This is a genomic window from Haloarcula litorea (genome assembly GCF_029338195.1).
GTDB classification, from domain to species: Archaea; Halobacteriota; Halobacteria; order Halobacteriales; family Haloarculaceae; genus Haloarcula; species Haloarcula litorea.
The window spans coordinates 136,001-161,498 of sequence record NZ_CP119781.1 but is presented as its reverse complement, the minus strand read 5'-3'; the positions used below and the strand labels follow the sequence as shown (position 1 = coordinate 161,498).

The 25,498-nt window shown below is 61.8% G+C and carries 33 protein-coding genes and 2 pseudogenes; 15 read left to right on the top strand and 20 right to left on the bottom strand.

The window, feature by feature from the left end; translation table 11 throughout:
- Positions 1-47 precede the first annotated feature (47 nt).
- Genes P0592_RS19935 through P0592_RS19925 form a run of 3 tightly spaced genes read right to left on the bottom strand, consistent with a single transcriptional unit; the run spans position 48 to position 1,096 of the window.
- Positions 48-269 carry a HalOD1 output domain-containing protein gene (locus tag P0592_RS19935; RefSeq protein WP_276274235.1) on the bottom strand — a complete coding sequence of 74 codons (222 nt, stop codon included), beginning with the start codon at positions 267-269 and terminating at the stop codon, positions 48-50.
- Between the two features lie 6 nt (positions 270-275).
- Positions 276-848, bottom strand: coding sequence for a DsrE/DsrF/DrsH-like family protein (locus P0592_RS19930; RefSeq protein ID WP_276274234.1), 573 nt, complete (start codon positions 846-848; stop codon positions 276-278).
- 2 nt (positions 849-850) lie between these two features.
- Positions 851-1,096, bottom strand: a complete 246-nt coding sequence (locus tag P0592_RS19925; protein ID WP_276274233.1) for a sulfurtransferase TusA family protein — start codon at positions 1,094-1,096, stop codon at positions 851-853.
- A 249-nt stretch (positions 1,097-1,345) separates the two neighbouring features.
- Here P0592_RS19925 and P0592_RS19920 point away from each other — a divergent pair, with 249 nt between their 5' ends.
- The 11 genes and pseudogenes from P0592_RS19920 (at position 1,346) to P0592_RS20185 (ending at position 9,842) form a co-directional block, all read left to right on the top strand.
- Positions 1,346-2,539, top strand: a complete 1,194-nt coding sequence (locus P0592_RS19920; RefSeq protein WP_276274232.1) for an MBL fold metallo-hydrolase — start codon at positions 1,346-1,348, stop codon at positions 2,537-2,539.
- A gap of 8 nt (positions 2,540-2,547) precedes the next feature.
- Positions 2,548-3,105, top strand: coding sequence for a YeeE/YedE family protein (locus tag P0592_RS19915; protein WP_276274231.1), 558 nt, complete (start codon positions 2,548-2,550; stop codon positions 3,103-3,105).
- Positions 3,102-3,560 carry a YeeE/YedE family protein gene (locus P0592_RS19910; RefSeq protein ID WP_276274230.1) on the top strand — a complete coding sequence of 153 codons (459 nt, stop codon included), beginning with the start codon at positions 3,102-3,104 and terminating at the stop codon, positions 3,558-3,560. The genes P0592_RS19915 and P0592_RS19910 overlap by 4 nt, the downstream gene beginning before the upstream one ends.
- A 9-nt stretch (positions 3,561-3,569) precedes the next feature.
- Positions 3,570-4,745, top strand: coding sequence for an inorganic phosphate transporter (locus P0592_RS19905; protein WP_276274229.1), 1,176 nt, complete (start codon positions 3,570-3,572; stop codon positions 4,743-4,745).
- Between the two features lie 32 nt (positions 4,746-4,777).
- Positions 4,778-6,041, top strand: a pseudogene (locus P0592_RS19900) (MFS transporter).
- Positions 6,042-6,271: 230 nt separating this feature from the next.
- Positions 6,272-6,421 carry a DUF7512 family protein gene (locus P0592_RS19895; protein ID WP_276274228.1) on the top strand — a complete coding sequence of 50 codons (150 nt, stop codon included), beginning with the start codon at positions 6,272-6,274 and terminating at the stop codon, positions 6,419-6,421.
- A gap of 18 nt (positions 6,422-6,439) precedes the next feature.
- Positions 6,440-7,420: a sulfite exporter TauE/SafE family protein gene (locus P0592_RS19890; RefSeq protein ID WP_276274342.1), complete on the top strand. Its 981-nt coding sequence runs from the start codon at positions 6,440-6,442 to the stop codon at positions 7,418-7,420.
- A 109-nt stretch (positions 7,421-7,529) separates the two neighbouring features.
- The gene (locus P0592_RS19885) at positions 7,530-7,934 is read left to right on the top strand and encodes a helix-turn-helix domain-containing protein (protein ID WP_276274227.1); all 405 of its coding nucleotides are present in this window, start codon (positions 7,530-7,532) and stop codon (positions 7,932-7,934) included.
- A 160-nt stretch (positions 7,935-8,094) separates the two neighbouring features.
- Positions 8,095-8,454 (top strand): thioredoxin, encoded by a 360-nt coding sequence (gene trxA, locus P0592_RS19880; protein ID WP_276274226.1) that lies wholly within the window; start codon positions 8,095-8,097, stop codon positions 8,452-8,454.
- Positions 8,455-9,501 carry an NAD(P)/FAD-dependent oxidoreductase gene (locus P0592_RS19875; RefSeq protein ID WP_276274225.1) on the top strand — a complete coding sequence of 349 codons (1,047 nt, stop codon included), beginning with the start codon at positions 8,455-8,457 and terminating at the stop codon, positions 9,499-9,501.
- Positions 9,498-9,842 (top strand): SHOCT domain-containing protein, encoded by a 345-nt coding sequence (locus tag P0592_RS20185; RefSeq protein WP_336406687.1) that lies wholly within the window; start codon positions 9,498-9,500, stop codon positions 9,840-9,842. Before P0592_RS19875 ends, P0592_RS20185 begins: the two co-directional genes overlap by 4 nt.
- Positions 9,843-10,254: 412 nt before the next feature.
- Here P0592_RS20185 and P0592_RS19860 read toward each other — a convergent pair whose 3' ends face one another.
- On the bottom strand, positions 10,255-10,515 hold the full coding sequence (locus P0592_RS19860; protein WP_115864202.1) for a glutathione S-transferase N-terminal domain-containing protein: 261 nt from the start codon (positions 10,513-10,515) through the stop codon (positions 10,255-10,257).
- A gap of 168 nt (positions 10,516-10,683) precedes the next feature.
- Between P0592_RS19860 and P0592_RS19855 the strand changes: the two genes are divergently transcribed.
- Complete coding sequence (locus P0592_RS19855) at positions 10,684-10,851, top strand: hypothetical protein (RefSeq protein ID WP_276274224.1); 168 nt, start codon at positions 10,684-10,686, stop codon at positions 10,849-10,851.
- 67 nt (positions 10,852-10,918) lie between these two features.
- Positions 10,919-12,067 (top strand): MBL fold metallo-hydrolase, encoded by a 1,149-nt coding sequence (locus P0592_RS19850; RefSeq protein ID WP_276274223.1) that lies wholly within the window; start codon positions 10,919-10,921, stop codon positions 12,065-12,067.
- A 296-nt stretch (positions 12,068-12,363) separates the two neighbouring features.
- Here the strand turns inward: P0592_RS19850 and P0592_RS19845 are convergent, their stop codons facing one another.
- The 10 genes and pseudogenes from P0592_RS19845 to P0592_RS19800 form a co-directional block, all read right to left on the bottom strand.
- The gene (locus tag P0592_RS19845) at positions 12,364-13,290 is read right to left on the bottom strand and encodes an ArdC-like ssDNA-binding domain-containing protein (protein WP_276274222.1); all 927 of its coding nucleotides are present in this window, start codon (positions 13,288-13,290) and stop codon (positions 12,364-12,366) included.
- An 87-nt stretch (positions 13,291-13,377) separates the two neighbouring features.
- Positions 13,378-13,725, bottom strand: coding sequence for a DUF8013 domain-containing protein (locus P0592_RS19840; RefSeq protein WP_276274221.1), 348 nt, complete (start codon positions 13,723-13,725; stop codon positions 13,378-13,380).
- 71 nt (positions 13,726-13,796) lie between these two features.
- Positions 13,797-14,799 (bottom strand): annotated as a pseudogene (locus P0592_RS19835) (DUF6610 family protein).
- Positions 14,800-14,922: 123 nt separating this feature from the next.
- Positions 14,923-15,144 carry a DUF8129 domain-containing protein gene (locus tag P0592_RS19830; RefSeq protein ID WP_276274220.1) on the bottom strand — a complete coding sequence of 74 codons (222 nt, stop codon included), beginning with the start codon at positions 15,142-15,144 and terminating at the stop codon, positions 14,923-14,925.
- Between the two features lie 49 nt (positions 15,145-15,193).
- On the bottom strand, positions 15,194-15,472 hold the full coding sequence (locus P0592_RS19825; protein ID WP_276274219.1) for a DUF7389 domain-containing protein: 279 nt from the start codon (positions 15,470-15,472) through the stop codon (positions 15,194-15,196).
- 23 nt (positions 15,473-15,495) lie between these two features.
- Positions 15,496-15,897, bottom strand: coding sequence for a DUF6166 domain-containing protein (locus P0592_RS19820; RefSeq protein WP_276274218.1), 402 nt, complete (start codon positions 15,895-15,897; stop codon positions 15,496-15,498).
- Between the two features lie 79 nt (positions 15,898-15,976).
- On the bottom strand, positions 15,977-16,372 hold the full coding sequence (locus P0592_RS19815; RefSeq protein ID WP_276274217.1) for a DUF7567 family protein: 396 nt from the start codon (positions 16,370-16,372) through the stop codon (positions 15,977-15,979).
- A 73-nt stretch (positions 16,373-16,445) separates the two neighbouring features.
- The gene (locus P0592_RS19810; RefSeq protein ID WP_276274216.1) at positions 16,446-16,811 is read right to left on the bottom strand and encodes a DUF7568 family protein; all 366 of its coding nucleotides are present in this window, start codon (positions 16,809-16,811) and stop codon (positions 16,446-16,448) included.
- 2 nt (positions 16,812-16,813) lie between these two features.
- Positions 16,814-17,305 carry a DUF7995 family protein gene (locus tag P0592_RS19805; protein WP_276274340.1) on the bottom strand — a complete coding sequence of 164 codons (492 nt, stop codon included), beginning with the start codon at positions 17,303-17,305 and terminating at the stop codon, positions 16,814-16,816.
- A gap of 104 nt (positions 17,306-17,409) precedes the next feature.
- A complete protein-coding gene (locus tag P0592_RS19800; RefSeq protein ID WP_276274215.1) occupies positions 17,410-17,826 on the bottom strand; it encodes a DUF8025 family protein in 417 nt (138 codons plus the stop codon).
- Between the two features lie 191 nt (positions 17,827-18,017).
- On the opposite strand from P0592_RS19800, the gene P0592_RS19795 reads away from it, so the two are divergent.
- Entirely contained in the window at positions 18,018-18,527 is a 510-nt protein-coding gene (locus P0592_RS19795) for a cupin domain-containing protein (protein ID WP_276274214.1), read from the top strand.
- 39 nt (positions 18,528-18,566) lie between these two features.
- On the opposite strand, the gene P0592_RS19790 is transcribed toward P0592_RS19795, so the two are convergent.
- The 5 genes from P0592_RS19790 to P0592_RS19770 all read right to left on the bottom strand — a co-directional run bounded on the left by P0592_RS19790 (position 18,567) and on the right by P0592_RS19770 (position 23,024).
- The gene (locus tag P0592_RS19790; RefSeq protein ID WP_276274213.1) at positions 18,567-19,364 is read right to left on the bottom strand and encodes an alpha/beta fold hydrolase; all 798 of its coding nucleotides are present in this window, start codon (positions 19,362-19,364) and stop codon (positions 18,567-18,569) included.
- A 160-nt stretch (positions 19,365-19,524) separates the two neighbouring features.
- Positions 19,525-20,187: a DUF6735 family protein gene (locus P0592_RS19785; RefSeq protein ID WP_276274212.1), complete on the bottom strand. Its 663-nt coding sequence runs from the start codon at positions 20,185-20,187 to the stop codon at positions 19,525-19,527.
- A gap of 222 nt (positions 20,188-20,409) precedes the next feature.
- Positions 20,410-21,672: an RNA-guided endonuclease InsQ/TnpB family protein gene (locus tag P0592_RS19780; protein ID WP_276274211.1), complete on the bottom strand. Its 1,263-nt coding sequence runs from the start codon at positions 21,670-21,672 to the stop codon at positions 20,410-20,412.
- 155 nt (positions 21,673-21,827) lie between these two features.
- Positions 21,828-22,016 carry a DUF8012 family protein gene (locus tag P0592_RS19775; protein ID WP_089767350.1) on the bottom strand — a complete coding sequence of 63 codons (189 nt, stop codon included), beginning with the start codon at positions 22,014-22,016 and terminating at the stop codon, positions 21,828-21,830.
- 111 nt (positions 22,017-22,127) lie between these two features.
- Positions 22,128-23,024, bottom strand: a complete 897-nt coding sequence (locus P0592_RS19770) for a biosurfactant protein 1 (protein WP_276274210.1) — start codon at positions 23,022-23,024, stop codon at positions 22,128-22,130.
- A gap of 144 nt (positions 23,025-23,168) precedes the next feature.
- Here P0592_RS19770 and P0592_RS19765 point away from each other — a divergent pair, with 144 nt between their 5' ends.
- The gene (locus P0592_RS19765) at positions 23,169-24,398 is read left to right on the top strand and encodes an RNA-guided endonuclease InsQ/TnpB family protein (protein WP_276274209.1); all 1,230 of its coding nucleotides are present in this window, start codon (positions 23,169-23,171) and stop codon (positions 24,396-24,398) included.
- A gap of 108 nt (positions 24,399-24,506) precedes the next feature.
- Here P0592_RS19765 and P0592_RS19760 read toward each other — a convergent pair whose 3' ends face one another.
- Positions 24,507-25,433 (bottom strand): transcription initiation factor IIB, encoded by a 927-nt coding sequence (locus P0592_RS19760; protein WP_276274208.1) that lies wholly within the window; start codon positions 25,431-25,433, stop codon positions 24,507-24,509.
- Positions 25,434-25,498: the final 65 nt, after the last annotated feature.

The following is a 25,498-nucleotide window of genomic DNA, read 5'->3' as shown; positions in this document are numbered from 1 at the left end:
AGTGGCCGTCGGGGGGATTCCGCTATCGAAAAGAAATTCTGTCTGCTTCAGTCGACCTGCACGCGACCACTGTTGTCGACGACGATGTCGTGACCTCGATACGCGAATCGAACTTCGAGGTCAGACGCCGTTGAATCCTCGACCAACGTTTCGAGCGCATCCGGATCGACGACCTCGGCTAGCGGCGGATCGAGTGTGACTGGCTCGACGCCCTCTGCCTCCGCGACGGCATCGACAATCTGGGGAATCGGATTCTCGAGTTTGTTCATCTGAGTTTAGACGAGGAGCTGGATGTCGGCGTCGGCCATGTCTTGGAGGGCGGTCGCCGCGCCGACGCCCGTGGTGACACCGTCGTAGAAGTCGTCCTCGTCGTAGTCCATGAGGTCGATGGTCATCTGACAGGCCTGGAACTCGACGCCCATGTCGAGGCTCGTCTCGATGAGCTCCTCGATGGTGGCGGTGTCGTTGTCCGAGATCTTCTTCTCCATCATCTTCGTCGTCACGCGGTCCATGCCCGGGAGTGCCGCGACGGCGTTCGGGACAGGCATGTTGGGGTTGCCGACGGAGCTGAGTTTGAGGTTCTTCGAGCGCTCCTCGTGGAGGATGTCCAGCCCCCAGAACGTGTGGAAGACGGTCACCTCGTAGCCGAACGCGGCCGCGGTGCTAGCGAGGATGAGCGGCGGGTACGCCATGTCCAGCGTGCCCTTCGTCGCGATGATGCTCATCTTCTTGCCTTCGTCCTCGCTCGTGGCTTCGGCGAGCGCGTCCTCAAGTTCGTCGACGCGCGCGGCCAGTTCCGCACGCGAGGGCGCGTCGTCGGCCGGCGCGTCGGGTGTGTCCGTACTCATCGTTACTCCGTCTTGCGGACGTAGTGTTTGTACACGTCGTCGCCCTCCTCCTGCTCGACGAGCTCGACGCCCTCGGTTCCGGCCGCCCAGCCGTCGATGTCGCTCATGCTTCCGGGGTCGGTCGCCAGCACTTCGAGGACTTCACCCTCCGAGAGCTCGTCGATGGCCGACTTCGCTTTCACCACTGGCATGGGACACGATGCACCTTTCACGTCTAGCGTCTCCGTAATGTCGAATTCAGCACTCATTGGTTATCTGCTCCGTTTGTCTGTATTGGAGCTATCGCACAATACCCTCCACCCAAGTAAAAGATTGTCGGTTCTTGGGAATACTCCAACAACCCGATAGCGGGAGGCCCTCTACATTTCGGCCTATATGCCTTATTCCGGGCGGTTGAGGGAAAACAGGCCGTCTATACCTCGGGTCAGTATTGTGTAGTTGGGGAACTTCTATGCAAATGCTTTTGTACGTCCACCCAGTAGAAACGACTGCACAACATGAACGCCGATGACTTCCCGACTCCGGATGCCGATGTCGAAACCGTCGACCCGGAGACGCTGAAGGATCGTATCGACGCCGGCGAGGACGTCACACTCCTCGACGCGCGCATGCAATCAGACTACGAGGAGTGGCGTATCGACGGCGAAAACGTCACGTCGATCAACATCCCGTACTTCGAGTTCCTTGAGGACGACATCGACGAGGACGTCCTCGAGCAGATCCCCGACGACCGCGAAGTGACCGTCCTGTGTGCGAAGGGCGGCGCCAGCGAGTTCGTCGCGGGCACGCTCGCCGAGCGCGGCTACGACGTGAACCACCTCGAGGACGGGATGAACGGCTGGGCGAGTATCTACGAGGCCGTCGAGGTAGAGCGCTACGACGGCGCCGGCACGCTCCTCCAGTACCAGCGCCCCTCCTCGGGCTGTCTCGGCTACCTCCTCTACGACGACGGCGAAGCCGCGATTATCGACCCGCTGCGGGCGTTCACCGACCGCTACCTCGACGACGCCGACGACCTCGGCGTCGACCTGCAGTACGCGCTGGACACGCACGTTCACGCCGACCACATCTCGGGCGTGCGGAATCTGGACGCGGAGGGCGTCGAGGGCGTCATCCCCGAGGCCGCCGTCGACCGTGGCGTCACGTACGCGGACGAACTGACCACGGCCGCGGACGGCGACACCTTCACGGTCGGCGACGCGACCATCGAGGCGGTCTACACGCCCGGCCACACGACCGGGATGACCTCCTACCTCGTCGACGACAGCCTGCTCGCGACCGGCGACGGGCTGTTCGTCGAGAGCGTCGCCCGCCCGGACCTCGAGGAGGGTGACGACGGCGCCCCCGAGGCCGCGAGCATGCTCTACGAGTCACTGCAGGAGCGCGTCCTCTCCCTGCCCGACGACACGCTCGTCGGCGGGGCCCACTTCAGCGACGCCGCCGAGCCCGCTGCCGACGGCACCTACACCGCCCCCATCGGCGAGCTCGTCGACGAGATGGACGCGCTCACGATGGACGAGGAAGAGTTCGTCGAGCTGATCCTCTCGGACATGCCACCGCGGCCGGCCAACTACGAGGACATCATCGCGACGAACCTCGGACAGAACGCCGTCGATGACGAGGAAGCGTTCACGCTCGAACTCGGGCCGAACAACTGCGCAGCCAGCCAAGACTCGCTCGCGGGTGACTAACGACGCCGATGGTCACTGATCCAGTACTGCTCCAGACGGCCGCCGACCTGTTCCCGAACGGGATTAGTCGGTACGCCGTCGGCGGACTGCTCGTCGGGCTCGGCACCGTTCTGATTTACATCGGGACGGGTATCCCAGCCGGGGCGAGTACGTTCCTGGAGTCGACGCTGTCGTACGTGTCCGACCAGTCCCGCTTCCAGCAGTACGTCGGCTCGCGTGACTGGCGGGTCGTGTTCACGGCCGGCATCATCCTCGGCGGGCTGGCGTTCGCGGCGACGTTCCAGTCCGGACTGGTCACGAGTTCGCTGTACGAACCCGGGACGACCGGCCAGCTGTACGAGGTTGCCGGGGTGACGCTCTGGATGACAGAGGTGCAGCCGTGGCGGCTGTTCCTCGGCGGCATCTTGGTCGGCATCGGAACCCGAATCGGCAAGGGCTGTACGTCCGGGCACGGCGTCTGTGGCGTCGGTTCGGCCTCGAAGACGTCGCTGATCGGGGTGGTGACGTTCCTGACCGTCGCCATCGGGACCGCACAGGTCGTCGCCGCGCTGGGGGTGAGCCCATGAGTGACCGCCATCCGCTGTTCAAGCCGTTGATCTTCGTCGGCGGCATCGTGTTCGGGTTCGGGCTCGGGTTCAGCCACATGGCGCGGCCAGAGGTTGTGCTGAACTTCCTCCAGTTCGACGATTTCGGCCTCCCGTTCGTGATGTTCGGGGCCGCTATCGTCTCCGGGGTCGCGTTCGCGCTGCTGCCACGGATCCGGGATGCCGCACCCCTTACAGGTGACCCCTACGAGCGGCGCCTGAAACCGTTCGACCGGAACGTCCTGGTCGGCGGCGCCGTCTTCGGTGTCGGCTGGGGGCTGTCCGGCATCTGTCCGGGCGCCGCGTACGCAAGCCTCGGTGTCGGCAACATCACGATTCTCTGGGCGCTCGCCGGGATGTTCCTCGGCGCGTACGCCCAGGGCTACTGGCGGAGCCGCAGCCAGGCACGTGACACCGCCGTAACGGGCGCAGACTAACTCACTTCTATGGACCCCGCTCTCATCGCCCTCTTCGTCGGTGCAGCGCTCGCCAGCCTGTTCATGGCGTGGGTCATCGGCGCCGGCTCGAGCGGCGCAACACCGTACGCCCCTGCTGTCGGCGCGAACGCCATCGGGACGATGCGGGCTGCGTTCCTCGTCGGCATGTTCGGCTTCGCCGGCGCCGTCACGCAGGGAGGGAACGTCTCGGAAGCCATCGGGAGCGGCCTCGTCGGCGGCATCAGCCTGCCGATCGCCGGCGTCATCCTCGTGCTCGTGTTGGGCGCGGGGCTGATGGCGGTCGGTATCACGACCGGCTATCCGATCGCGACGGCGTTCACCGTGACCGGCGCCGTCATCGGTGTCGGCCTCGCCCTCGGTGGCACGCCGGTCTGGCCGAAGTACCGCCAGATCGCCGCCGTCTGGATGTTGACGCCGTTCGTCGGTGGTGGTATCGCGTTCACAATCGCGAGCCTCCTCCCGCGTCCCGATGTCCCCGAGCGGTACAGCATTCCTGTCCTCGCCGGCCTTGTCGGAGCCGTCCTTATGAACGTCCAGTTCAGCTTCCTGGGTGAGGGGGGCACGTCAGGAACACTCCGCGGTTTCGGACAGCAGGTGCTCGTAGTTGACGGGCTCACCTCGGCAGTCAGTATTACCGGCTTCGCAGCGCTAGCCGTCGCGGCTGTCGTCTGGTGGGACGTCAGCCGTGACGAACGCGGCGGCCTGCGGAGGGTGCTGCTGGCGCTCGGGTCACTCGTGGCGTTCTCCGCGGGCGGGAGCCAGGTCGGGCTCGCCGTCGGGCCGTTGTTGCCGCTGCTCGACGAGGTCGGGATGGTTTCGACGTTCGCCGTGCTCGTCGGCGGCGGCCTTGGAATGCTTGTCGGCTCGTGGACGGGAGCGCCGCGAATGATTAAGTCGCTCGCCCAGGACTACTCGTCGCTCGGCCCGCGGCGTTCCATCTCGGCGCTCGTGCCGTCGTTCTTGATCGCCCAGCTGGCAGTGCTGCTTGGCGTCCCGGTCTCGTTCAACGAGATCGTCGTCAGCGCCATCATCGGAAGCGGTGCCGCCGTTGGTGGTCGGGAAGCTGTGGATGCCAGAAAAATTCTCCTGACAGTTGGGGCGTGGGCAGGGTCGTTCCTCCTCTCGTTCGCGCTCGCGTACGGCACTGCGTTCCTCCTACTGTAACCCACAAATGAACCTACTGAACTCAAGAACCAATGATTACGACAACTGAACTCGAACAAGGAATCCGCGAACACCTCGGGCAGTTCTCGCTGCACGTCCTGCTCGTCTTCGCGACTGGGCTGACAATCGGCTCCGAACGGACCGTCGTACCCGTGCTGGGGGAGGACGTCCTCGGCGTCGAGTCGTTCCTCGTGATCGGCTCCTTCGTCGTGTCCTTTGGCGTCGTGAAGTCGATCCTCAATCTCTACGCCGGCAAGTGGGGTGAGGAGTACGGTCGCAAACCCGTCCTCATCGCTGGGTGGGCAACAGCGCTTCCTCTACCGATTATTCTCATCTTCGCCCCGAGCTGGGGTTGGATCACGGTGGGGAACATTTTGCTGGGAATCAACCAGGCGTTGACCTGGAGTATGGCGATCAACGCGAAGATCGACCTCGCAAGTCCCGACCAGCGCGGTCTTGCGGTCGGCATCGACGAGGCGTTCGGCTACACTGGCGTCGCCGTCGGCGCTTGGGTCACGGGCGTCATCGCCGGCCAGTGGAGTCTACGGCCTGAACCGTTCTACTTCCTCGGCGTCGTCGTCGTGCTGGCGTTCCTCATTTCGATCTTCCTGATTAAGGAAACCGTTCAGTATGCGCAGGTCGAGGGTGACGACGACCATCACGACGCGAACCTCCCGTTCAATGAGGTGCTGAAGCGCGCGACGTACGGCGACCGGACGCTGTTCGCAGCGGCGCAGGCCGGCCACATCGAGAACTTCGTCGACACGCTGTTCTGGATTGCCGTCCCGCTTTATTTAGTGAGCCAAGGGCTCGGTATCGCAGCGGTCGGGGTCATCGTCGGGGTCCACAGCGCGATGTACTTCCTCCAGATTGCGACCGGCGGGCTCGCGGACCGCATCGGTCGCCGCCCGCCCGTCATCGCCGGGATGTTCCTCGCAGGCGCAGGCGTCCTCGGGATGGTGCTCGTCGATAGTTACCTCCCGTGGGCCGTGCTGGCTGGCGTCTCCGGTCTAGGGATGGCGCTGCTGTACCCCAACCTAATGACGGTCCCGAGCGACGCAGCCCATCCGACGTGGCGCTCGGCGGGTGGGCGTCTACCGGATGTGGCGGGACTCCGGCTACGCCGTCGGCGCGGTCCTGATCGGATTCTCGATGGAGTTCGTGAACGTTGAAGCCGCGTTTTATCTGACCGCTGGTCTGATGTTCGTGTCCGGCGCTGTGGTGTATCTCTGGATGGAGGAGACCCATCCCGAGTTCGGTACTCACGAGCCACCCGCGCCTGCGGCATCCGATTGATAACTGAACTGTCGAAAGCTCTCTCCCTCTCTTTCGACGGTATCTACGATTTCCTCCGCACCCTCACTTTGCTGTTTACCTACTCGTGTTGCATCGATAAGTTATGGAGCACTACCGGAAATAGTATTGTGCAGTCGTCCCAAAAGCGTTAATACACGCTGTCGGCTACGGGTGAATGTGCAGAAAAGTATGATTCGCACAAATCTGTCTCGAGGAGGTGGGGCGCGGAGATGATCGACACGCTGTCGCTCCCTTCGACCGTACAAGCAGCTGGACTGATCGGCGCCGTGTTGCTCGAAGCGATGGTCCTCCACGTCGGCTACGGCGTCGTTACGAAGGCGCTCGGTCCGAACGTGAAGCGAGCGCTCGGAGGTGAGTAAGCTGTGGAACTGCTTGGGATGAGTCTGCTGCTCGTTGGCTTCTTTGTCGGATTCGGGCTGCTCATCGGTATCCTGTTCGGATTCTTCGGGATGGGCGGGTCGTTCCTTGTCACGCCCGCCCTCCTCGTGATGGGCTACCCGTCGCGGGTCGCCGTCGGTAGCGGGCTCGCGTTCGTGTTCGGGACGAGCGTCATCGGCGCGCTCCGCCACCGGGACCACGGCCACGTCGACTACAAACTCGCAGTCATCACGACCGTCGCGATGACGCTCGGCATCGAAGCCGGCAAGCGCGTCGTCGACGCCCTCCACGCGGCAGGCAACGCCGACCTCGTCATCAGCGTCGCGTACGTCGGCCTGCTCGCAACAGTTGGCCTGTTCACGCTGCGCGACGCCCGCGCTACGGGGACGTCCTCGACGAGCGTCGACCTCTCAGAGCGCGTGCAGGCACTGGAAATCCCGCCGATGGTGACGCTCCGCGGTGACGTCCGTGTGTCGGCGAGTATCATCTTCGGCATCGGACTGGTCGTCGGTATCCTCTCCGGGCTCCTAGGCGTCGGCGGGGGCTTCTTGCTGATGCCCGCGATGATGTACGGGCTGGGCGTACCGGCTGCCATCGCCGTCGGGACGGACATCCTCCAAATCACGATTTCGGGTGCTTTCGGCGCGTTCGTCTACGCCCGGGACGGGTTCGTCGCGATTCCCGTCGTGGCGACGTTGCTCGCCGGCAGCGCGCTCGGTGCGCGCATCGGCGCGGGCGTCTCGAACCTCGTCGACGAGGACGACATTAAGGGGTACTTCGCGACGATGCTACTCGCAGGTAGCGTCGCTGTCGCCGCCAAACGCGTCGGCACCGCCTTAGACATCGGCGTACTCAACACCGTGAGTATCGTGCTCATCTTCGGCGCGACCGTCGTCGTGAGTGGTGCGATCCTGTTGGCTGCGGTGTGCGAGCTTCGCGACGACAACACTGGCTTCTGGTGCCGGCTTTCGGCGACGTAACTCTCTGCCGCGGAGTCTCATCATCGGTTCTCAGTCCACTATAGCACGAAATTGTGCAATCCATACAAAAATCTTATAACCGCACAGCCCCTACGACTCAGTGATACTAATGCCAGATTCGATGTCTGAACAACTCCGCAGTGACATGGAGTGCGAGGGGCTGCTGGAGTGCTTCCACGGCCTAAAAGAGCTCGACAAGGAGTGCTTCCAGGCGCTCGTCGAGGCCGAAGAACCGCTGACCGTCGACGAGATCGCCGACGCAGTCGATCGTGAGCGCTCAACGGCCTACCGTGCCGTCCAACGGCTGCTGCAGACCGGTTTCATCGAGAAAGACCAGATCAACTACGACCAGGGTGGCTACTACCACGTCTACTCGCCGACTGACCCCTCCAAGATCGCCGATGACATGCAGCGCCTGCTCAACGACTGGTACGCGAAGATGGGGCAGCTTATCCAGGAGTTCGAAACCAAGTACGAACAAACCGAAACTGCGGCTCCTGCAGCCGAAAGCTAACGCTCTACTTCTCTCTATCTCTGGTTCTAAGACTCCCATCGGGAGCAGAATTTTGCGCGGTCTCGGGTTCCGATCGGTATTTCGGGTGATGGGCTGTATTGGGTAGTATTGTATATATCTCCCAAAACCCTTAATTAGCGCTGGTGCATACGTACTGGTGATGGCAACTGATACTGCATCCGACGCTGGCACCGCGTCCACAAATGAACCGCTCCACGTCGACGGGCAGTCCGAGCTCGACGACATCGTCGCAGAGAACGACGTCGTCCTCACGGACTTCTACGCCGACTGGTGTGGGCCGTGCCAGATGCTCGAACCGACTGTCGAGACGCTCGCCGCCGATACCGACGCGACCGTCGCAAAGGTTGACGTCGACGCCAACCAGCAGCTCGCTGCTGCCTACGGCGTTCAGGGCGTTCCCACGCTGATCCTGTTCGCCGATGGTGAACAGGTCGAGGAAATTGTCGGTCTCCAAGGCGAAGACCAACTCCGAACGCTCATCGAGACCTACACCGAGTAAATGACTCAGGATATCCACGACCTCGTTATCGCCGGCTCGGGAGTAGCCGGCCTTTCAGCGGCGGTCTACGCTGCGCGGGCCGACCTCGACCCCCTCGTCCTCGAGGGCGACGAGCCTGGCGGCCAGCTCACGCTGACGACCGACGTCGAGAACTATCTTGGCTTCCCCGACGGCGTCGGCGGCGTGGACCTCGTCCAGCGCGGCAAAGAGCAGGCCGAGCAGTTCGGCGCGCAGTTCGAACACGGTCGCATCGAGGACGCGGACCTGGACGGCCAGCCGCTGGAGCTATCGCTGTCGACCGGCGACACGGTCTACACGCGGTCGCTGATCGTCGCGACCGGCGCGAGCGCGCGCTGGGTCGGCGCCGAGAACGAAGACGACCTGATGGGGCACGGGCTGTCGACGTGTGCGACCTGTGACGGCGCGTTCCACCGCGGCGACGACGTGCTCGTCGTCGGTGGCGGCGACAGCGCCATGGAGGAGGCGCTGTTCCTCACGAAGTTCGCCGACTCCGTGACGGTCGTTCACCGCCGCGAGGAGCTGCGTGCGTCCGAGATCATGGCCGACCGTGCTCGCGAACACGACGACATTCGGTTCCGCTGGAACACGGAACTCGAAGCTATCCACGGCTCGCAAGCGGAGGGCGTTACCGGCGCCACGCTCGTGTCCCATCCCGAGGGCTATCCCAGAGAGAAGGCCGAGTCCGGAGTCGACGTGGAACGGGAGACCGTCGATGTCGGCGGCGTGTTCTACGGCGTCGGCCACACGCCGAACACGCAGTTCCTCGACGGCACCGGCGTCGAACGGGACGAGAGCGGCTACGTCTTCACGCAGACGGACGACGCTGGGCGGCCCACAGCCCAGACGGCCGTCGATGGGGTGTTCGCTGCTGGCGACGTTGCTGATCCCCGCTACCGACAGGCGATCACTTCCGCTGGCACCGGGAGCATGGCTGCCCTTGACGCCGAGGAGTTCCTCGAGACACTCCATAACGCAGGCGAATCGACCGCTACTGCGATATCCCGTCCGGAACAATCTGCACCATGACCTCCAAATTAACAACCACAATCGCTCGCGGTACTGTTGGCTCCATCCTAGTGAGTGCATTTACTGGGATCGCCACAGCACAGGCCGGCAGTGGTCACTCCGGTGGGATGGGTGGAATGGGCGGCGGAATGGGTGGCTTCGGCTGGTGGCCACTTCTCTGGTCACTCATTCTACTGAGTGTGCTTCTCATTGTTGGCTATGGGGTTTACACACACGGGCGTACCCCGGCTAATGAGCAAACTCATACGGATACTGCACTGTCGACGCTACGTTCCCGGTACGCTCGTGGAGAGCTCTCCGAGGAGGAATTCGAAGAGCGTCGTCGCCGACTTGAGGAGTAATTTGAGGACAACCGTCCAACCAAATCCGCCTCTTGTGATGACTACTGTTCCTTATTCGAAGGACGCGATGAGTAGCCTTCGACGACGTCGACGAGTTCTTCTGGCGTTCGACTGAGCACCTCAAACGGTCACGAACCACCCCCGAATCACCCGACTCCTACGCGGCAGGATAGAACGTTGACTCACTTGGTGTCGAGCGCGTAAAAGCGACCGACGACGTTGCTAGACGCCTCTGCCTCGGCGTCGCGTTCGACCGCTCAGTGTCATCGACAACGCTGAAGTAAAGCAGGGCGTGCGTGTTCTCGTGGATCCGCGTCCGCCCAAGGTCGGCAACGTTCTTACGATCACGCACCTCGACGAACGGTTGGACGCCGAGTTAGCGGCTCGATGCCGGGAGCACCGTTCCAGGGTGCTACTGGTAGTGCTGTTCGAGGTGGTTGACGATGTCGTCGCTACCGTACACCGTAACAGCGTGGTCGATGTCTACGAGGTACGGAATTTGGTCGTTCCCGCCGGCCACCAGCTCGTCGTGTGTGAGTTCATTGGTCACGTCGCCACCTTGGTCTCCAGGGAGCCGCGGGTTGTGGATGACGTACGAGACGCCGAGCTCGGAGAGCTTCTCGCGGACCTTGCCGGAGTGCGGACAGCCTTCGGACTGGTAGAGTTCGAGCATCGTTGAGAGTATAGAGGCGAGCGCGCTAAAAATTGGCTCTCGACGTGGCTACTCCAGCGTGAGTTCAGCAACTGCGGCGTCCCGTTTCAGGACGTCGAGGTCGCGACGATACCGGTCGACGTCATCGTCGAATATATCGCGGAACACTCGCCTGCTGACGACGAGCTGATGGGCCTGGTCGAGACCGCCGGCGACGATTGTTGGGCCCAGAACACGCCCGCAGACGCGCTGTATCCGTTTATCCAGCGCAGTGATGACTACACGGCCGGCGAGGCGTACCGCGAGGCGGCCACGATTCCGCGCAAGAACACTTTCCCCGAAGGAGGGCGTAATTGAACGCGCTAGGCAGTGACGGCGTACGGGGGAGGGGTAACAAGCGGAACCCAGACACAGGTCAGAAATAATGGTCAAAACTATCACCGCGGAACAACTCGCGGAGAAGACCGACGCGAACGAACGGTTCACACTCATCGACACACGCCCCGAAGACAGCTTCGAGGCCTGGCACGTGCCCGACGCAGAGAATGTCCCCTACGACCCGGCCGACGGACTGAGTGAAGACCCACTGAACGGGGTAAACGAACTGGACGCCAGCCAGCCGGTCGTCGCCATCTGTGGCAAGGGCCTAACGTCGACGGCGTTCGCATTCGAACTCGAAGAGTACGGCTACGACGATGTCTCCGCGGTCACTGGCGGTATGGAGGCATGGAGCAAACTCTACGAGACCGTCCCCATCGAAACGGCTAGTGACGATCTCATCGTTCGGCAGGTCCAGCGACGAGCAAAGGGCTGTCTCGGCTATGTCGTCGGCTCGAAGGAGGCGGAGGAGGCTGTCGTAGTCGATGCGAGCCGCCAAACCGACCAGTTCAAAGTCGCCGCTCAGGACGCCGGGCTCTCCATAACTCGTGTACTCGGTACGCACGTCCACGCCGACCACATTTCTGGCAGCCCGGTACTCGCCGACAAGATCGGCGTGCCTTACCACCTCGGCGACACAGCCAGCGAGCGTGGCGTCCAGTACGAATACGAACCACTATCGGATGGAGAGACCATTGAGGTCGGCGAGGTCGAAATCGAGGCATTGCACACGCCCGGGCACACCTCCGAGATGCTGAACTACCTCGTTGACGGCGAACTCCTGTTGACGGGCGACACGTTGTTCGTTGACTCCGTTGGACGGACCGAACTCCAGTTCGGTGAGGACGACGCCTCGCGAGGAGCGGAACTGCTGTACGACTCGCTCCACGAGACGATTCTCGAACTTCCAGACGACACGACGATCCTGCCGGGTCACCTCACCGTCACGAGCGATGGTCGCTACGAGAACGGCTCACCAGGGGATCCCCTTAAGGCCCGACTCGGGGACCTCCGTAACGAACTCGACTTTCTCGGACTGGACCGCGACGCGTTCGTTGAGCGTCTGACCGAGGACGTCCCGGAGAAACCCCCGAACTACGAGGCAGTCATCGCCATCAACACGGGCAAAGACACTGTCGACGACGAGAGCGAGGCGACTGAACTCGAACTAGGACCGAATAACTGTGCCGCGTAACCGGACCGGCTCTCCCGTCGTCGTCCTCTCCGGCTGACGGGAGTGACCACCATCGGTGCACCGGGGGTTGTGGAGGTCCGTTTCCGGATTCCGGCGACGTTCGGTTCGTGAGGTGACGGCGTCCAACAGTTATGGCCGAGTCAATTACTTCTCTCACCCTCACTGCGGCGTACAGGACTTTCGATCAGCCCCGAAAATATCGACGACCAACTGATAACTATAGGCGAGTCTGATAGACTTAACCAACAAAAAGGCGGAATCGTAGCTATCTGTTGGTTAACTAACTGGCGTGAGAATTAGTCTTCAAGGACGTCGATGAGCTCCTCTGCCGTCCGACTAATCCGGCCGAGTCGGTCGCGAACGACCTCGGGATTGTCCGACTCCCACGCAGCGAGGTAGAACGCCGATCCGCTCGTGTCGAGCCCGCAGTAGCGTCCGACGACGTACGCGACGGCTTCGGCCTCGACCTCGCGTTTCGCCCGCTCGGTGTCGTCGTCGACGTCGAAGTGGAGCAGGGCGTGCGCGTACTCGTGGATCAGCGTTCGCGCAAGGTCGGCCTCGTTCTCCCGATCACGCACCTCGACGAGCGGTTGGACGTCGACGAGGCTCAGCTGCTCGCAGATGCCCTTCGCCTCGCCGTGGGTCCACTCCTCGGCTGGAACGATTCGCACCGTCACGCCGAGCTCATCAGCGGCGGCAGTCAACTGTTCGACGAGGTCGCCTGCGTCGCCGGTCGCTTCCGTGTCCAGGTCAGGAAGCGGCTCGCCCTCGGTCTGGGAGATGTCGAACACCGGCGCGGGCTTGAACCCGACCAGCCCCTCCGACCATTCCTCGGGCGGCGTCTCGTCGTACTCACAGTCGCTGTCCTCGTGGTAGCTCGGCGAGTTCTCGCACTCCGGGCACTGCTTGGTGATGATCGGCGCCCAGATCCAGATGGCCGATTCCCCTTCCTGGACGTGCCGATCGAACTCCTCCTGCCACGTTCGGTAGCCCGCGACGCGCGTCGCCTCGGGGCACTGCTGCTTGATGAGGAGCGTGTTCCGGTAGGAGTAGTCGTGGAAGCGACTCTGGACGTCCAGCCACTCCTGGAACTCCGCGCTAGCCTGCGCGTCGTCGACGCCGGCGACGAGGTCGTCGATCCACTGTTCGATAGTGCTGTTCATCTCGTCTGATCGCGTGTCGGTCTGGTCGAAGGAGACCGACGAGTCACTAGTCGTAGCCATTGTGTTCACCGAATCGAGTTCACGGCAACTGCGTCTGCTCAGACCGCGCCGCACCCCTCAGGGGCGTTCAAAAAACCGCTCTGTCGGTCAGCGGAGCTCGTGACGTTCGTCCGCAAAGCCAACCGAGACGAGGTACTCGAGGAACTCGTCGAATCGCTCGACGTCACTGGGCGTGTCGGTCGCAAGATGACGCGCCCACTCGATGGCCCACTGGAAGGCGGGATCCGTGCCACCCTTGCCGTGAATGTACCACCACCGGGCCGCTTTGAGAACCACTATGGGATTCGTCGGCGGCTGCTCACCGGCGAGCCCACGGGTGATGGACTCGATTTCGTCGGGCACGTCGGCGGAATCGACCTCCGCTGATTGCGTGTTGTCGATATCGACCGGGATCTCGTCGATCGAGACGTTGTCGGGACTCTGTTGTTGACTCACTGGAAGTCACCTCTGAGAGCTTTCGAAGGAGCCCTCGCCCTCTCGGGGGGCACGAAAAACAGGTCGCGAAGTCACGTCGGCGGGAGGTAGACGCTCTGCTCGCCGACGATCTCCTCCAGGTTGTTCCGGTGACGGTGGTTGAAGTAGCACTCGTAACTGCAGTATCCACAGATTGCGCCGGTATCGTACTCGGCGACGTACGGGCCGCGGCGAGTTCGCCAGACGTTCGTCCCGCACTCGGTACAGGCGGCGTCCTCCAGATCGGCAGGACTCGGGCCCTCGTACTCGACGTCGAGCCCCTCGTCTCGCGGTGTCGTTTCGGGCCAGATTCCGTGGGTCCTCCAAAACTCACGGACGCGAGCGAGGCTGTGGCGCACCGTCTTTCGGACAGTGACGTGGTCGGCGTCGCGACCGCTGGCGTCCCAGCCGTCGGCCGTCCAGAACTCACCGAACTGCGCGCCGCGATGCAGCCCGTTCCAGTCGACGCCGACGATGTCGGCTGGTGGCTCGTCCGTGAGTGTCGGTCTGGTCAGCTGTCGAATGGCATCGAGCTGTTTGGGCGGACTCCCGCCGAGGATGTGGACGCGCCGCCCTCTCCAATCGGCAGGGTCGGAGAACTCGTGGGCCAGGCGGTCGGCGTATCCCCGTGAATACCCGAGGACGAGGGTCTCGGGAATCGCGTCGATTACTGCTTGGGACTTCGGAACGACGATGAGCTCGGCCTCTGGATAGCTCGCTTGGATCTCACGAGCAGCAGCGACGTGGGCGTCGACGTCGTCGATTTCGTCGACGTCCCCGATGACACCGACCTGAGGTTCGTACTCGAAGAACCGATCGACGAATCGATCCAGATCGGGGTTCCGGAAGTCGTTGTCGAGCATTCCGACGGGGATATTCAGGTCCTGATACTGGGTCTGCTGGTATCCACAGTCCTCTCGGAACCCGGGTAGGAATCCGACCTTATAGGCATCCAGGGGTGAACGGCGCTCGATGGAGGAAGGCCACGACGTCGGCTTGTCTGGCGGCAGAGATTTCACTTGCCGTGTTGGAAGTTGCACTCAGATCAAGGGACATGACTGGGCTTGCGAGGCCGCTGCTGGCCGCCCCGCACCCATTCAGGGGCTCGAAAAACCGGGACTACATCATATTAACCAACAATTAGTGATACAACTCTGGATTGTTGGTTAAGACCGGGATCTACTCCTTGTCCTCACGGAGCTCCTTAGCCTTCCACTCGAGGCGTCGCAGAATATGCGTCCGGTTCTGGTTAGCATTCTCGTAGGCGACGCAGGCTCGGAGTGTCTCCATGTCGTGAATCGTCGCGATACCAGCGTTGATGAGTCGCGTATTCGGGGGCTCGAGCCGCTGTTCTGGCGAAAGCTCGCTTGCGTCTGTTGTTTGACTATCTGGATTGCTCACTGATGATCGCCTCCACCACTACTGAGGCGACAAAAAACAGCCCTCGCCGTTACCCGTCTTCTTCCTCGGGTTGGATCTGGCGGGCATCCTCTGCGAGATCATGGATATACTCCCGAAGATTCTCCATGTCCTCGCGAGCGTCTTCGAGGGTCTTGCCTTTCGCTTTCGCGATTACCTCGTCCTGATCCCTGGTACCGGTTCCACGTTTGAGCTTCACTGTGAGGGAGACGCCGACATCACTGCGTTCGACGTACTCCGTTCGTGTCGTCTGTTCGCTCGATTCAGCCGGTTCATCATCTGCACGAGATGGTTGGGTATGTTCTGACATGGGTTACTTTCGGTGATTGGTATTTAGATGGACGGTGCGGCCGGCTCGCCGGGTGTTGCGCGAAGGACTGCGTCGATCTCGGCTCCGGTGAGTCGCCAGCTTCCAGCAGACCCTGCGCAGTCCAGTTGGCTCACGACCTCGGTTTTGAACTCTTGGTAGTGGTCGAGGGCGACCGCTTCGTCATCCGTGTAATCGAGGAGGAGTGCGAGCGCGAGTTGTGCCGGACCACTACCACCATATCCCCATTCGAATCCCGAGGGACTGTGGTTCGCCAGTTCGAGACTCCGCTCTGGCGTGAGCCGTTCTTGACCGGGACGTTTCTCGACGATAGCCTGCCCGCTCTGCCGATACCCGACGTAGGCGATGTCGCAGTCGCTCGCTGGGTGTGTCTGTTCAATCGAGTGTGTGTCGCTAGGTCTACTCATCGGTCTGTTCGGGAGCTACTCGTTCGAGCACCCCCGCACCCCTCAGGGGGTGAAAAACAGCCACAGGGACTGCTTTCCCCTACGCGAGATGGGAGATATCGGCTGGTTCGTCGACATCGTCGAACTCGCCTTGTTCGACCGGCTGCCAGTCCTCACCCGGCTCCGGACTCCACCAGTCGACCTTGTAGGCACCCGGTGCGCCGAGGATCTTCACCCGTGCCGACCCATCGGGTAGGTCGCGACGGAGCTTCTCGTCGACGTGGAGGTTCCAGGTCGTGGTCGAATCGAAGCAGGCGAGGACGGCCTCCTCGTAGCCGCGTGTCTCTCGGGACTCTTGGAGTTCGACCTGTGTGTTGCAGTTCTTGCAGAACACACCTTCGAACGGAATGTGAGTGAAGACCTCCTGCCCGCAGACGGGACACCAGAGGAACTCGAACAGTGCTTCGCTGTGGCGGTCAAGTACTTCGAGACTCATTGGTTGACTCACCCGGTTGTCCCGGGCCACCACCTCGTGCCCGGCCGAAAAACAGCGCCCAGCGCTCACCCACTCACCGTTCGGCGCCGTAGATGATACGTGAGGGGGCTTCGTACCCACAGTTGGGGCAGTCGTACCACCGCTGAACTTTCGCCCCGTCTGCCGCCTTCTCGCCGACGCAAACGTCGTTGTTCGGACATTCCGGACAGCTGAGGTCCGGCGCGGGCCGCTCCCGGAGTTCGTCACGGAATGACGTCGCGTCCTTCGTCTCGTATCCCCGCGACCAGACCGGGTAGCCGTCGACGATGATTGCTCCGCGCCACTTGTACCGGTAGGAATCCGGGGCTCGATGCAGGACGGCTCGCGCACCGGTCTCGGTGTTCCGATACGCGAGCGTCGGCGAGCAGCTCTCGCGTCGCCAGTTGGTGATACGGGACATTCTTAGAAGTGGACGTCAGCGGGCACGATCCAGAGCTCCTCACTCTCCTCGAGGAGTCGATCCAGTTGTCCACGGTGACGAATGCCGGTTCCGTGTTCGGTGTACAGGAAGACCGTCGGGCCGTCGTACGCACCGACCTGGTGGAAGGCGTGCCGGGCGAGGTCCTCGTCGCGCATGATCTCCTCGTCGGAGAGCTCGTCGATGGCCTCCTTCACCCGGTCGAGATTACGCTCGAATTCCTCCTTCGTCGCCTCCCAGCCACGCTCGAGCAGGTCCTGGCCGTCATCGGAGTCGACGGGGGCTGCCGTCGGCAACTCCCCCCATCGTGCCTTCCCCGCAACGGACGTGTCCTCCTCGCCGAAGGTCACATAGTAATCGAAGACGGCGCCGGCGTGTGGGTCCGCGCCGACCAAGCGGTCGAACACTGACTTTCCGGTGGCCAGCGCGTCGTCGTGCGCCGATGCCTCTACCAGAGCGTAAATCACCATATGCATCTCGAACACCTCGAAACGCCGACGCACCGGGAATCGTTGCTCGCTCCAGCTGCGCCGGCACCCATCGCCGGCGCTCGAAAAACTCTCCTCGTGACGGCGGATTCTTAGGCTTCGTCCGCTCGTTCGACAGTGATGGTCAGGTCGCCCGACGCGTAATCTGCCTCGAAGTCGACCGCGAACGCATCCGCCTCATAGGCGGCGTGGTAGGCGCGGTGGCGTTCGAGCGAGCCAGTCGCCTTGAAGTGGAAGAATGCGGCCGCCGTGTAGGGCTTGCTCTGTGTTTCGATCTGCGACTCGACGGATGCGGGGAGCGCGATCTGGGGCGTCTCCGTGTCGATACTCGCAGCGAACGCCTTCGCTTCCTCGACAGTGGCCTGCGAATGTGCGGGCGTCTCGCCGGTGAGCACGTTTACCGGGGTTTCCGTCTTGTCGGTGAACAGGACGCCTTCGAAGGTGCGTGTCCCGAGGATTGCCTCGGGACCCAACTCGCAGTCGTGAAACGGGTCGTCCTCTGAGGTCATCGAATCACGAGCCTATGGCGGGGCTCACCCATTCCGACCCCTGAAAAACAGCAGTTGCCACGAAGCAGATCGAACTAGTAGGCTCTGTTGAAACCCTCAGGACCGGATAGATGTAGCGTGCTGAATATAGAGGCTGGTATTCAGCAATAGCCACCTTAGCCGCTTATACTATGAGGAGACGTAATGGACGCATGGACACGGACGAACAACCGCAAGCGTGGATGCTCGACTCCCAAGAAGGTGATGCGTACTGGTCTCTCGGGTCGCTCACCGTCCTGAAGGCCACAGCGGAGAATACCAACGGCTCGTTCTCGATGATCGAAGAGCACGTCCCTGCGGGACAGTCGCCGCCGATGCACGTACACCAATCTGATGATGAGATGTGGTACATCATCGACGGGACAGTGACGTTCGAAGTTGATGGCGAGCGCTTCACCGCGACGAATGGCTCGACAGTCTTTGCACCTCACGGACGGCCACACAGCTACCTCACTGAAGAAGAAACGCGGTGGCTTATGTTCGTCCACGAACCCGGCCTCGAACAGCTCTGGGCGTCGGTCGGGAGCCCAGCCGACACATGGACGATTCCAGATGATTCAGAGGTGGAAGCACAGATGAACCGCGTTATCGAGCAGCTCGAACAGTACGGGATCGAGATCGTCGGCGATCCTCTCGTTGCTGACGCCAGCTCGTCACAATAACTCCGCCGGAAAATGGATCGGAGACCGGTTGTGGCCCGGCTAGTTTGATTCACGGACGAATGCGAGTACCTCGTCAACGAAGCGGTCCGGTGCGGTGTTCATGGGTTCGTGGGCGTGCCCGTCGAAGGTAACGAGTCGGCTGTTTGGAAGCGCGCCGGTGACCACTTCCGTTGCATCTTTGTAGAACGGCGGGCTTTCACCGCCGGATAACACCAAGGTCGGCGTGGTCATTTCTACAAACCGGGCAGCATCAAACTCGTACTCAGCGATCGCTTGCAACTCGCGGGGCAATGTATTGGCAGCATTCACCATCTCCTTCCAGATTGATGCCGAGCGAGCCGCGTCGAGTTCCTCCGGCGCGAGCTGGGCGACTTCTTGCAGGAACAGAACGAGCGCCTGCTCGCGCTCACCGTCTTCCAGTAACCTTCTCATTTCAGTGACGGTCTCTTCAACGTTGAGTTCGTGATCACCGACCGCTACGGGAGGTTCGTTCAGGATGAGTTTGCGCAAATTGTCGGTGTGCAGGGCTGCCTCCAGAGAGAAAAGCGCTCCACTGGAATGACCAAGCAACGTTACTGGTTCGTCTATCGCATTAACGACTGCTGCCACGTCCTCGGCCTCTCGTTCTAGTGTGTACTCGGCAGCGTCACCACTCTCACCCCGTCCACGCCGGTCCATCGCATACACCGTACAGTCTTCCGCGAAGGCAGAACGGGCCCCGGCCAAATCCCAGAACGTGTGGAGATCGGCGCTCCCGTGCACAAGAACGAGGGGCGGGCCGCTGCCGGTTCGTTCGTAGGCAATGGGCGTGCCGTCTGCTGAGATGACGATCTCCATGATTCCTCAACTGTATCCATACGCTGTCCGATGGTGTTACGTTTTTGCAATAATAGTCCTTGAAAACGGGCGTTCGACAACGAACGGTTTCAAGATACGCGCGCTGTATGCAGCAGGCCCTCAGCAAACTATCAGCGGCTAAGGATTTCAACAGAGCCAACTATAAGTGGTTCAGACTCGCCTTTTCGAAGGGTGATTCTCCGGTCGGAATGAGCAGCTCCTGTCGGTCTCCGACTCGCTCGGCGAGTTTCCGTTTCAGGTACTGCCTCGCCGTCGACGGCGTGAAGACGCCCTTGTCGAGCATATCGCCGACGACGTCTTTGAGGGCCGCGAACTGTCCCTGCAGGTGGCCGTCACCGACCGGCTCGCCGTCGTGCCACCAAACGGTCGCGAGCGCGCCATTCCCGACCGTCTCCCCCTGTTCGACTGTCTCCGACTCGTACTGGAGCCCGAACCACAGCGTCCGATAGGCGGTCACTTCGAACGTCGTCGACACCACGAAGAACGCCTCGTGGTGGAGGTAGTCGAGATGGTCAGCGACGATCTCGTCGAGGGTGAGCCCGGTGGCGCGGGGCTTCGGCTCGACGACCGTCGACGGTCGATCCTCGTCGGCGAGATAGCCGTCGACCGCATCTGCCTCGAGGCCATCGACCAGTTCAGCCAGCAGCTGTTTCGCCCACTTGGAGTCGGCGTCGTCGCCACCGAACGGCGACTCAGCCGAGATTCGGTGCTTGAGCTTCAGGTTCGCTGCACCCCAATGGCTGTAGTGGAGCGTGTACTGTCCGTCTGTGCGTTCATACGCAACGAGTGCGCGATGTCCCATCGAGCAATCACCTCACGGGGCGACCGCGACTGGATCGCCCCGCACCCCTTCCGGGGGACGAACAACGCTACTCGTCGATCGGGGCGGGGGAACTGAGGTCCGCGTGGAGGACTTCGCCGTCGCGAACGACGTACTGGTTTGGCAGTATGGGAAAGCGGCACTTCGTCAACCGTCTCCGGGTCAAGCCCAGAGACTTGTCAGTGGACTCCCGCTCTATCCGCGCTAGGCGGAAGGCGTGTATTCACCATTCACGTTCAGCATCCCTGACTTCAGGGCCAGTTGACTGGTGGCCCATCCACCGCGAGACTTCTGCCCGCGATGGATATACTTGCAGTATCGGTTTGCAATGTTCTTCGCCGCGTTGTAATCAGCGTTCACCTCATACCCACATGACCGGCACTCGAACTGCTTGTCGTCGCGATTATCCTCGTGGGTACACCCACAATATGAGCAACGTTGGCTCGTGTACGCTGGGTTCACGAAATCGACGAACAAATCAGTAGATTCGACCTTGTACTCAACGAGTTCCACGAACTTCGCGTAGGCCCACTGCTGGAACTTGCTCCCGTTCGCAATGTTCTCGCGGATGTGAGTGAGGTCCTCGAAAATAATCCCGTCTACATCCGCATCACCGGCTTCCTCGATGAGGTCGTTGGCCTGGTTGTGGAGCCAGTTTAATGACCACTCGCTGAACTGACTACCAATAGATTGAATCGTGAGGTGGGCCGATCGAGTACCCGTCTGTTGTAGGCAGCCGCGGCGTTGCTCGTATTGGTCGCGCTTGTGGGTGAGGAAGTCTGCACTGCCAATGAACTCGCCTGTGGAGGTGACGACGAACGCGCCAGTCACGTTCAAGTCCACGCCGAGAACCACTCCGTTCTCGGGGAGATCATCACATGACTCGCTTTCTTGGCGTTCCGGTCCGTCACTCCCATAATCGGGATTTTTCAGCGTAACTTGCAGGTAGAACGTGTCCTCGTTCTCGTCATATTGGAGCGTGGCACTTGACGTATTCCAGTTGTCACTCTCGTAGTACCGTCCGAACGGCGTGTTCTCTCGCTGATTTTCAGGTGGGAGAACGTATTCGGCGGTGACTCTTCCGTTCGGCGTCGAGAGGGTAGCGTGGTCGTCGTTGAACGTCGCGGAGCGTTTGTCGTACACGATGCTCCACGAGTCGAACTTTGGTTGGCTGGTCTTCTTGCCCTGCGTCAATTTCTCGACGCCGGCCCTGACGGCTGTGATAGCGCGACGAATACCTTTCTGAACGAGGTTAGCGGTGAGCTCGGTTTCCTCCCTCAACTCGTCATACAGGGCCTCTTCGGCCCTGCTCTTGCTGGTGATACAGTCGTCGTCGTACCGCCACGCCCACTCGCTCGTTCGGTTAGCGCAGTGGAGGAATTGAGTCTTGGTCTGATGGAGATCGCCACGATGTTCTCTGGGTACGTCGAGTTTGATTCGTACCGTACGTCGTAGCGTGTCGTCCATTTGTGATTCACCTTCGTTGTTACTTTTCGGTAATATGGAATTGTTCAGTGAGGTGGGTCATCTGTTGGCCTCGGGGTTCTCTCCCCCGCACCCCTTCTGGGGGGCAATAAACAGCCTCTGGAACGAGATACCCGAATTCCGGCCTGCGACGTCGATCAGGACTCGATCTGTGTATCGGCGTCCCCGCTGTGTTGCGGTTGGGTGAGCAGACTCACGTCCTGCAGGAGAGCTCTCGCTGCCTCGATCCGCTCCTGATCTGCGTCGTCGAGTCCGGCCGTCTCGATGCGCTTGAGATTGGTGAGTGAGCGATGCAGTCGATATCCGGGTGTGTTGCGTGGGTCCATTTGAAGCGCCTCGCCGATTCACGGCGCAGAGAAACCTCTCCGGCTGCGGGTAGCTGTGGAACTGAGTGCGCCTATTAACCAACATTGAGAATCATATAGCCATTTTGTTGGTTAAGACGAACGGTGCGTCGATGGACTCGGCCCGTAGCGACCCGAGCCACACACCCGGCACTCCCAGATCGGTTGGCCCGTCCACGCCGCATCCGGGACCGACTCGCGGGTCTTGAACCGATGGTCGGTCCCCCGTCCACAGGTTTCACAGTCGAGTTCCTGCGACGTCGGTACCGACGACGCCTGCCGATCAGCCCCAGCTTCGCCGGCGGATTCGGTCAGCGCTATCGCTGGAACCAGCCACACCGCGTCGACGGCGTCGTCGAGGACCGCGTCGAGACGCGACGCGTCGCGGATGCCGTCCCCACGCTGGTCGTAGAGCCGCGTCGTGGCCTGCTCCTGACGCTCCGGCGCTTCCTGCCCGTGCCACCCAGTCCGGTCACGGGCGGCACTGAGAAGCCGCTCTCCCTCCGCTGACGACACCTGTACCGCGTCGGGGAGTGAGGGCCATTGCTCGGCCAGCTGGCGCGCCGGCGCCTCGTCGAGATCGTAGATGAGCGTATAGTCGTCGACGGCCGGCTCCGCCTCGTTAGCGGAGAGGAGGTTCGCCGCCGCGCCGCCCTTCGCCACGGCGCCGTAGAACGTGGTCGACTCGACGACCAGGTGGACGATGCCGAGGCACGTCGTCGACGCTGCCTCGTTCGTGCTAGTGGCGTCACTTCCGAGATGGTTAGAGAGACAGAACCGGCATTTCGTCTGGCCGTCTGGGACTGACGCCCCACAGGACCGGCACTCGCCGTCGGTTACCGTCGGCGCATCGGGGTAGCCACCAGAGCTCGTCGCGACGCGTTGCCGCCGGGGGGCACCCTCACAGCCGTCGTCCAGCCTCGTGTCCGGAATGTGGGACGCCTCGCCGGTCGGCCGTAGTTCCTCAAAGTCGGAGTAACGACCGTTCATAGATACAACCCTCTGGAAACCGATCCCCGCAGCTGAGAGAAGGAGTGTGTTCGCTTGCCTACGCTACTGCCGTTGTCGGTGGAAGGCTCCATTCTCCACCGGACTATATTAATACATTTAAGCATAGATCGAGTTGTGAGCTGTATGGAGGTCCGTCGAACTGTCCCGGTCAAACTTGAGGTGACCGACGAGCAGGCGGACTTGCTTCACGAGACGATTGACGAGTTCCTGTGGGCGGCCAATTACGTCGTGGACGCTGCGTGGGACGGCGAATGGGCTGAAACCCGTTCGTCCGTCCTGCATGAGATGACCTATGACGAGGTTCGCGAGCAGACGCGACTCCACAGCAACCACGTCCAATCGGCTCGTAACCGTGCTGTTGACGCGCTTAAGAGCGTCGTCGCCGAGTGGAAGAACGGCGAGTACGCTTCGATTCCGACGTTCTCCTCGCCGTTCTGCGAATACAACCAGCGCAACGCCACGTTCCATGACGACCACGCCGTGTTGTCTACCGTCGATGGGCGTGTCACCGCCGAGTACGTCTTGCCCGACAAGACTCGTGACACGCCCCACTCGAAGTACCTGCGTTCTGAACGATGGGAGACGACAGGCGCGACACTCCACTATCGCCGTGGTGACTTCTACCTCCACGTCCGAACAAAGGCGGACGTGGACGATCCCAAACCGGCCGAGAACGGAACGGTTCTCGGTGTGGACCTCGGGATCGAGAACATCGCCGTCACCTCGACTGGCGCGTTCTGGTCTGCCGACGAACTCAACCACTGGCGAACGGAGTACGTCCAGCGCCGCAAATCGCTGCAGGAGTGTGGTTCGCGGTGGGCCCACGAGAACGTCCAAGCGGTCGGACGCAAGGAGACGGGGCGCTTCGAGCAGTATCTTCACCGTATCGCGAACGACATCCTCGCTGAAGCGAGCGAGAGTGGTTGTACGGTTATCGCCTTCGAGGACCTGACGGATATCCGCGATCGGATGCCCGACGCCCGCCAGTTCCATGAGTGGGCATTCAATCGTCTGTACGACTACGTCTCGTACAAGGCCGAGGGACGCGGGATTCAGGTTAAGCAGGTAAACCCGAAGAACACGTCCCGACGGTGCTCGTCGTGTGGGTTCACCCACGAGGACAACCGCCCGTCGCAGGACACCTTCCGCTGTCAGTCCTGTGGATACGAGAACCACGCGGACTACAACGCAGCGAAGAACATCGGCTATCGACTCCTTCGCAACCAAACTGGCGGCGAAGGAGGCGCACCCGTAGGCGTGCGCTTGAACACCGGGATGCTGAACGCGAACGGGGTCAAACCCGTACCAGATTCGGTTAGAGCGGGAGTCCATGGTGAAAGTCCGCCTCTTTAGGTGGGTTAGCTTACAGAGTAGTCTACAGAGAACTTCGCTCGTCTTCGTGTTTAAATCGTAGCGTGGGTCGAACGATATGCAATACAGACGGAGAAACAGTAGGCTGCCTCAGGCGACCTGTTCCTCCAACGTATCCCGGTGTGCCCGGACGGTCGCCTTCGAGGCGTTCGCCACGTCCGCGGCCTCGGATTGCGTCAACCATCGCCCCTCTTCGCGACCGGCCTTGTAGAGGCAGGCCGCTGCGAACCCGGCCGGATGGACGCCCGTCGTGACGCCGCGCTCCTCGGCCTGTTCCGCGAGGGCTCGGGCCCGCTGTCGGATCTCGTCCGCGCACTCGAGATCCGAGGCGAGGCGCGGCACGAACATGCTGGGGGAGACGGGTTCAGCGGGGAGGCCCAGCTCTTCGTTCAGCGTTTTGTACGCGTTCGTGACTCGAGACTCCGCGACGCGGGCCATCTCACTGACCTCGCCCACCAACCGCGAGAGGCCGTTGCACCGGCAGGCTCCGTAGACGCTGGCCGCGGCGATGGCCTCGATGGATCTGCCCCGAAGCAGATCCTCGTTCTGAGCGCTCCGGAAGAGCTGACACGCCTGGTCGCGGACCGAATCAGAGAGTTCGAGCGCACTCGCCAACCGACGCACCTCGCCCAGTCCGTGGGCGAGATTTCGTTCCGCTTTCGACCGCCAGCGCCCCCGGGTCTGCTCACGGCGCATCCGCGCGAGTCGCCGTCGCTTCTGCCCCGAGAGTTCGTTCCCTTTCGCGTCGGTACCGCGACCGATCTCCGTCGACAGGCCGCGATCGTGGCGGGCCGCAGTGAGTGGAGCACCCGTTCGCTCGCGCTTCTCGTCGTCGTACGCCCGCCACTCCGGCCCGTGATCGATGCGCTGTTCGTCGATGACCAGGCCACAGTCCTCGCAGACCGTTTCGACCGTGTTCGTGGTGACCCGGCCGTCACACTCGGGACATTGGTTCGCGCTCGACTCCGTTCGGACGTCTTCGTCGAATCCGCTCTCGTAGATGTCTCTAGTTGCCATCGTTCTCACCGTGTTTCGGGAACCCGCCAGTACAGCGAGCCCCTCACCCATTGAGGGGGCAATAA

Excerpts from the sequence above, each read along its gene's own strand:
- P0592_RS19935 (WP_276274235.1), bottom strand. The coding sequence starts at position 269 with ATGAACAAACTCGAGAATCCGATTCCCCAGATTGTCGATGCCGTCGCG.
- P0592_RS19930 (WP_276274234.1), bottom strand. The coding sequence starts at position 848 with ATGAGTACGGACACACCCGACGCGCCGGCCGACGACGCGCCCTCGCGT.
- P0592_RS19925 (WP_276274233.1), bottom strand. The coding sequence starts at position 1,096 with ATGAGTGCTGAATTCGACATTACGGAGACGCTAGACGTGAAAGGTGCA.
- P0592_RS19920 (WP_276274232.1), top strand. The coding sequence starts at position 1,346 with ATGAACGCCGATGACTTCCCGACTCCGGATGCCGATGTCGAAACCGTC.
- P0592_RS19915 (WP_276274231.1), top strand. The coding sequence starts at position 2,548 with ATGGTCACTGATCCAGTACTGCTCCAGACGGCCGCCGACCTGTTCCCG.
- P0592_RS19910 (WP_276274230.1), top strand. The coding sequence starts at position 3,102 with ATGAGTGACCGCCATCCGCTGTTCAAGCCGTTGATCTTCGTCGGCGGC.
- P0592_RS19905 (WP_276274229.1), top strand. The coding sequence starts at position 3,570 with ATGGACCCCGCTCTCATCGCCCTCTTCGTCGGTGCAGCGCTCGCCAGC.
- P0592_RS19895 (WP_276274228.1), top strand. The coding sequence starts at position 6,272 with ATGATCGACACGCTGTCGCTCCCTTCGACCGTACAAGCAGCTGGACTG.
- P0592_RS19890 (WP_276274342.1), top strand. The coding sequence starts at position 6,440 with ATGAGTCTGCTGCTCGTTGGCTTCTTTGTCGGATTCGGGCTGCTCATC.
- P0592_RS19885 (WP_276274227.1), top strand. The coding sequence starts at position 7,530 with ATGCCAGATTCGATGTCTGAACAACTCCGCAGTGACATGGAGTGCGAG.
- trxA (WP_276274226.1), top strand. The coding sequence starts at position 8,095 with ATGGCAACTGATACTGCATCCGACGCTGGCACCGCGTCCACAAATGAA.
- P0592_RS19875 (WP_276274225.1), top strand. The coding sequence starts at position 8,455 with ATGACTCAGGATATCCACGACCTCGTTATCGCCGGCTCGGGAGTAGCC.
- P0592_RS20185 (WP_336406687.1), top strand. The coding sequence starts at position 9,498 with ATGACCTCCAAATTAACAACCACAATCGCTCGCGGTACTGTTGGCTCC.
- P0592_RS19860 (WP_115864202.1), bottom strand. The coding sequence starts at position 10,515 with ATGCTCGAACTCTACCAGTCCGAAGGCTGTCCGCACTCCGGCAAGGTC.
- P0592_RS19855 (WP_276274224.1), top strand. The coding sequence starts at position 10,684 with ATGGGCCTGGTCGAGACCGCCGGCGACGATTGTTGGGCCCAGAACACG.
- P0592_RS19850 (WP_276274223.1), top strand. The coding sequence starts at position 10,919 with ATGGTCAAAACTATCACCGCGGAACAACTCGCGGAGAAGACCGACGCG.
- P0592_RS19845 (WP_276274222.1), bottom strand. The coding sequence starts at position 13,290 with ATGGCTACGACTAGTGACTCGTCGGTCTCCTTCGACCAGACCGACACG.
- P0592_RS19825 (WP_276274219.1), bottom strand. The coding sequence starts at position 15,472 with ATGTCAGAACATACCCAACCATCTCGTGCAGATGATGAACCGGCTGAA.
- P0592_RS19820 (WP_276274218.1), bottom strand. The coding sequence starts at position 15,897 with ATGAGTAGACCTAGCGACACACACTCGATTGAACAGACACACCCAGCG.
- P0592_RS19815 (WP_276274217.1), bottom strand. The coding sequence starts at position 16,372 with ATGAGTCTCGAAGTACTTGACCGCCACAGCGAAGCACTGTTCGAGTTC.
- P0592_RS19810 (WP_276274216.1), bottom strand. The coding sequence starts at position 16,811 with ATGTCCCGTATCACCAACTGGCGACGCGAGAGCTGCTCGCCGACGCTC.
- P0592_RS19805 (WP_276274340.1), bottom strand. The coding sequence starts at position 17,305 with ATGCATATGGTGATTTACGCTCTGGTAGAGGCATCGGCGCACGACGAC.
- P0592_RS19800 (WP_276274215.1), bottom strand. The coding sequence starts at position 17,826 with ATGACCTCAGAGGACGACCCGTTTCACGACTGCGAGTTGGGTCCCGAG.
- P0592_RS19795 (WP_276274214.1), top strand. The coding sequence starts at position 18,018 with ATGGACACGGACGAACAACCGCAAGCGTGGATGCTCGACTCCCAAGAA.
- P0592_RS19790 (WP_276274213.1), bottom strand. The coding sequence starts at position 19,364 with ATGGAGATCGTCATCTCAGCAGACGGCACGCCCATTGCCTACGAACGA.
- P0592_RS19785 (WP_276274212.1), bottom strand. The coding sequence starts at position 20,187 with ATGGGACATCGCGCACTCGTTGCGTATGAACGCACAGACGGACAGTAC.
- P0592_RS19780 (WP_276274211.1), bottom strand. The coding sequence starts at position 21,672 with ATGGACGACACGCTACGACGTACGGTACGAATCAAACTCGACGTACCC.
- P0592_RS19775 (WP_089767350.1), bottom strand. The coding sequence starts at position 22,016 with ATGGACCCACGCAACACACCCGGATATCGACTGCATCGCTCACTCACC.
- P0592_RS19770 (WP_276274210.1), bottom strand. The coding sequence starts at position 23,024 with ATGAACGGTCGTTACTCCGACTTTGAGGAACTACGGCCGACCGGCGAG.
- P0592_RS19765 (WP_276274209.1), top strand. The coding sequence starts at position 23,169 with ATGGAGGTCCGTCGAACTGTCCCGGTCAAACTTGAGGTGACCGACGAG.
- P0592_RS19760 (WP_276274208.1), bottom strand. The coding sequence starts at position 25,433 with ATGGCAACTAGAGACATCTACGAGAGCGGATTCGACGAAGACGTCCGA.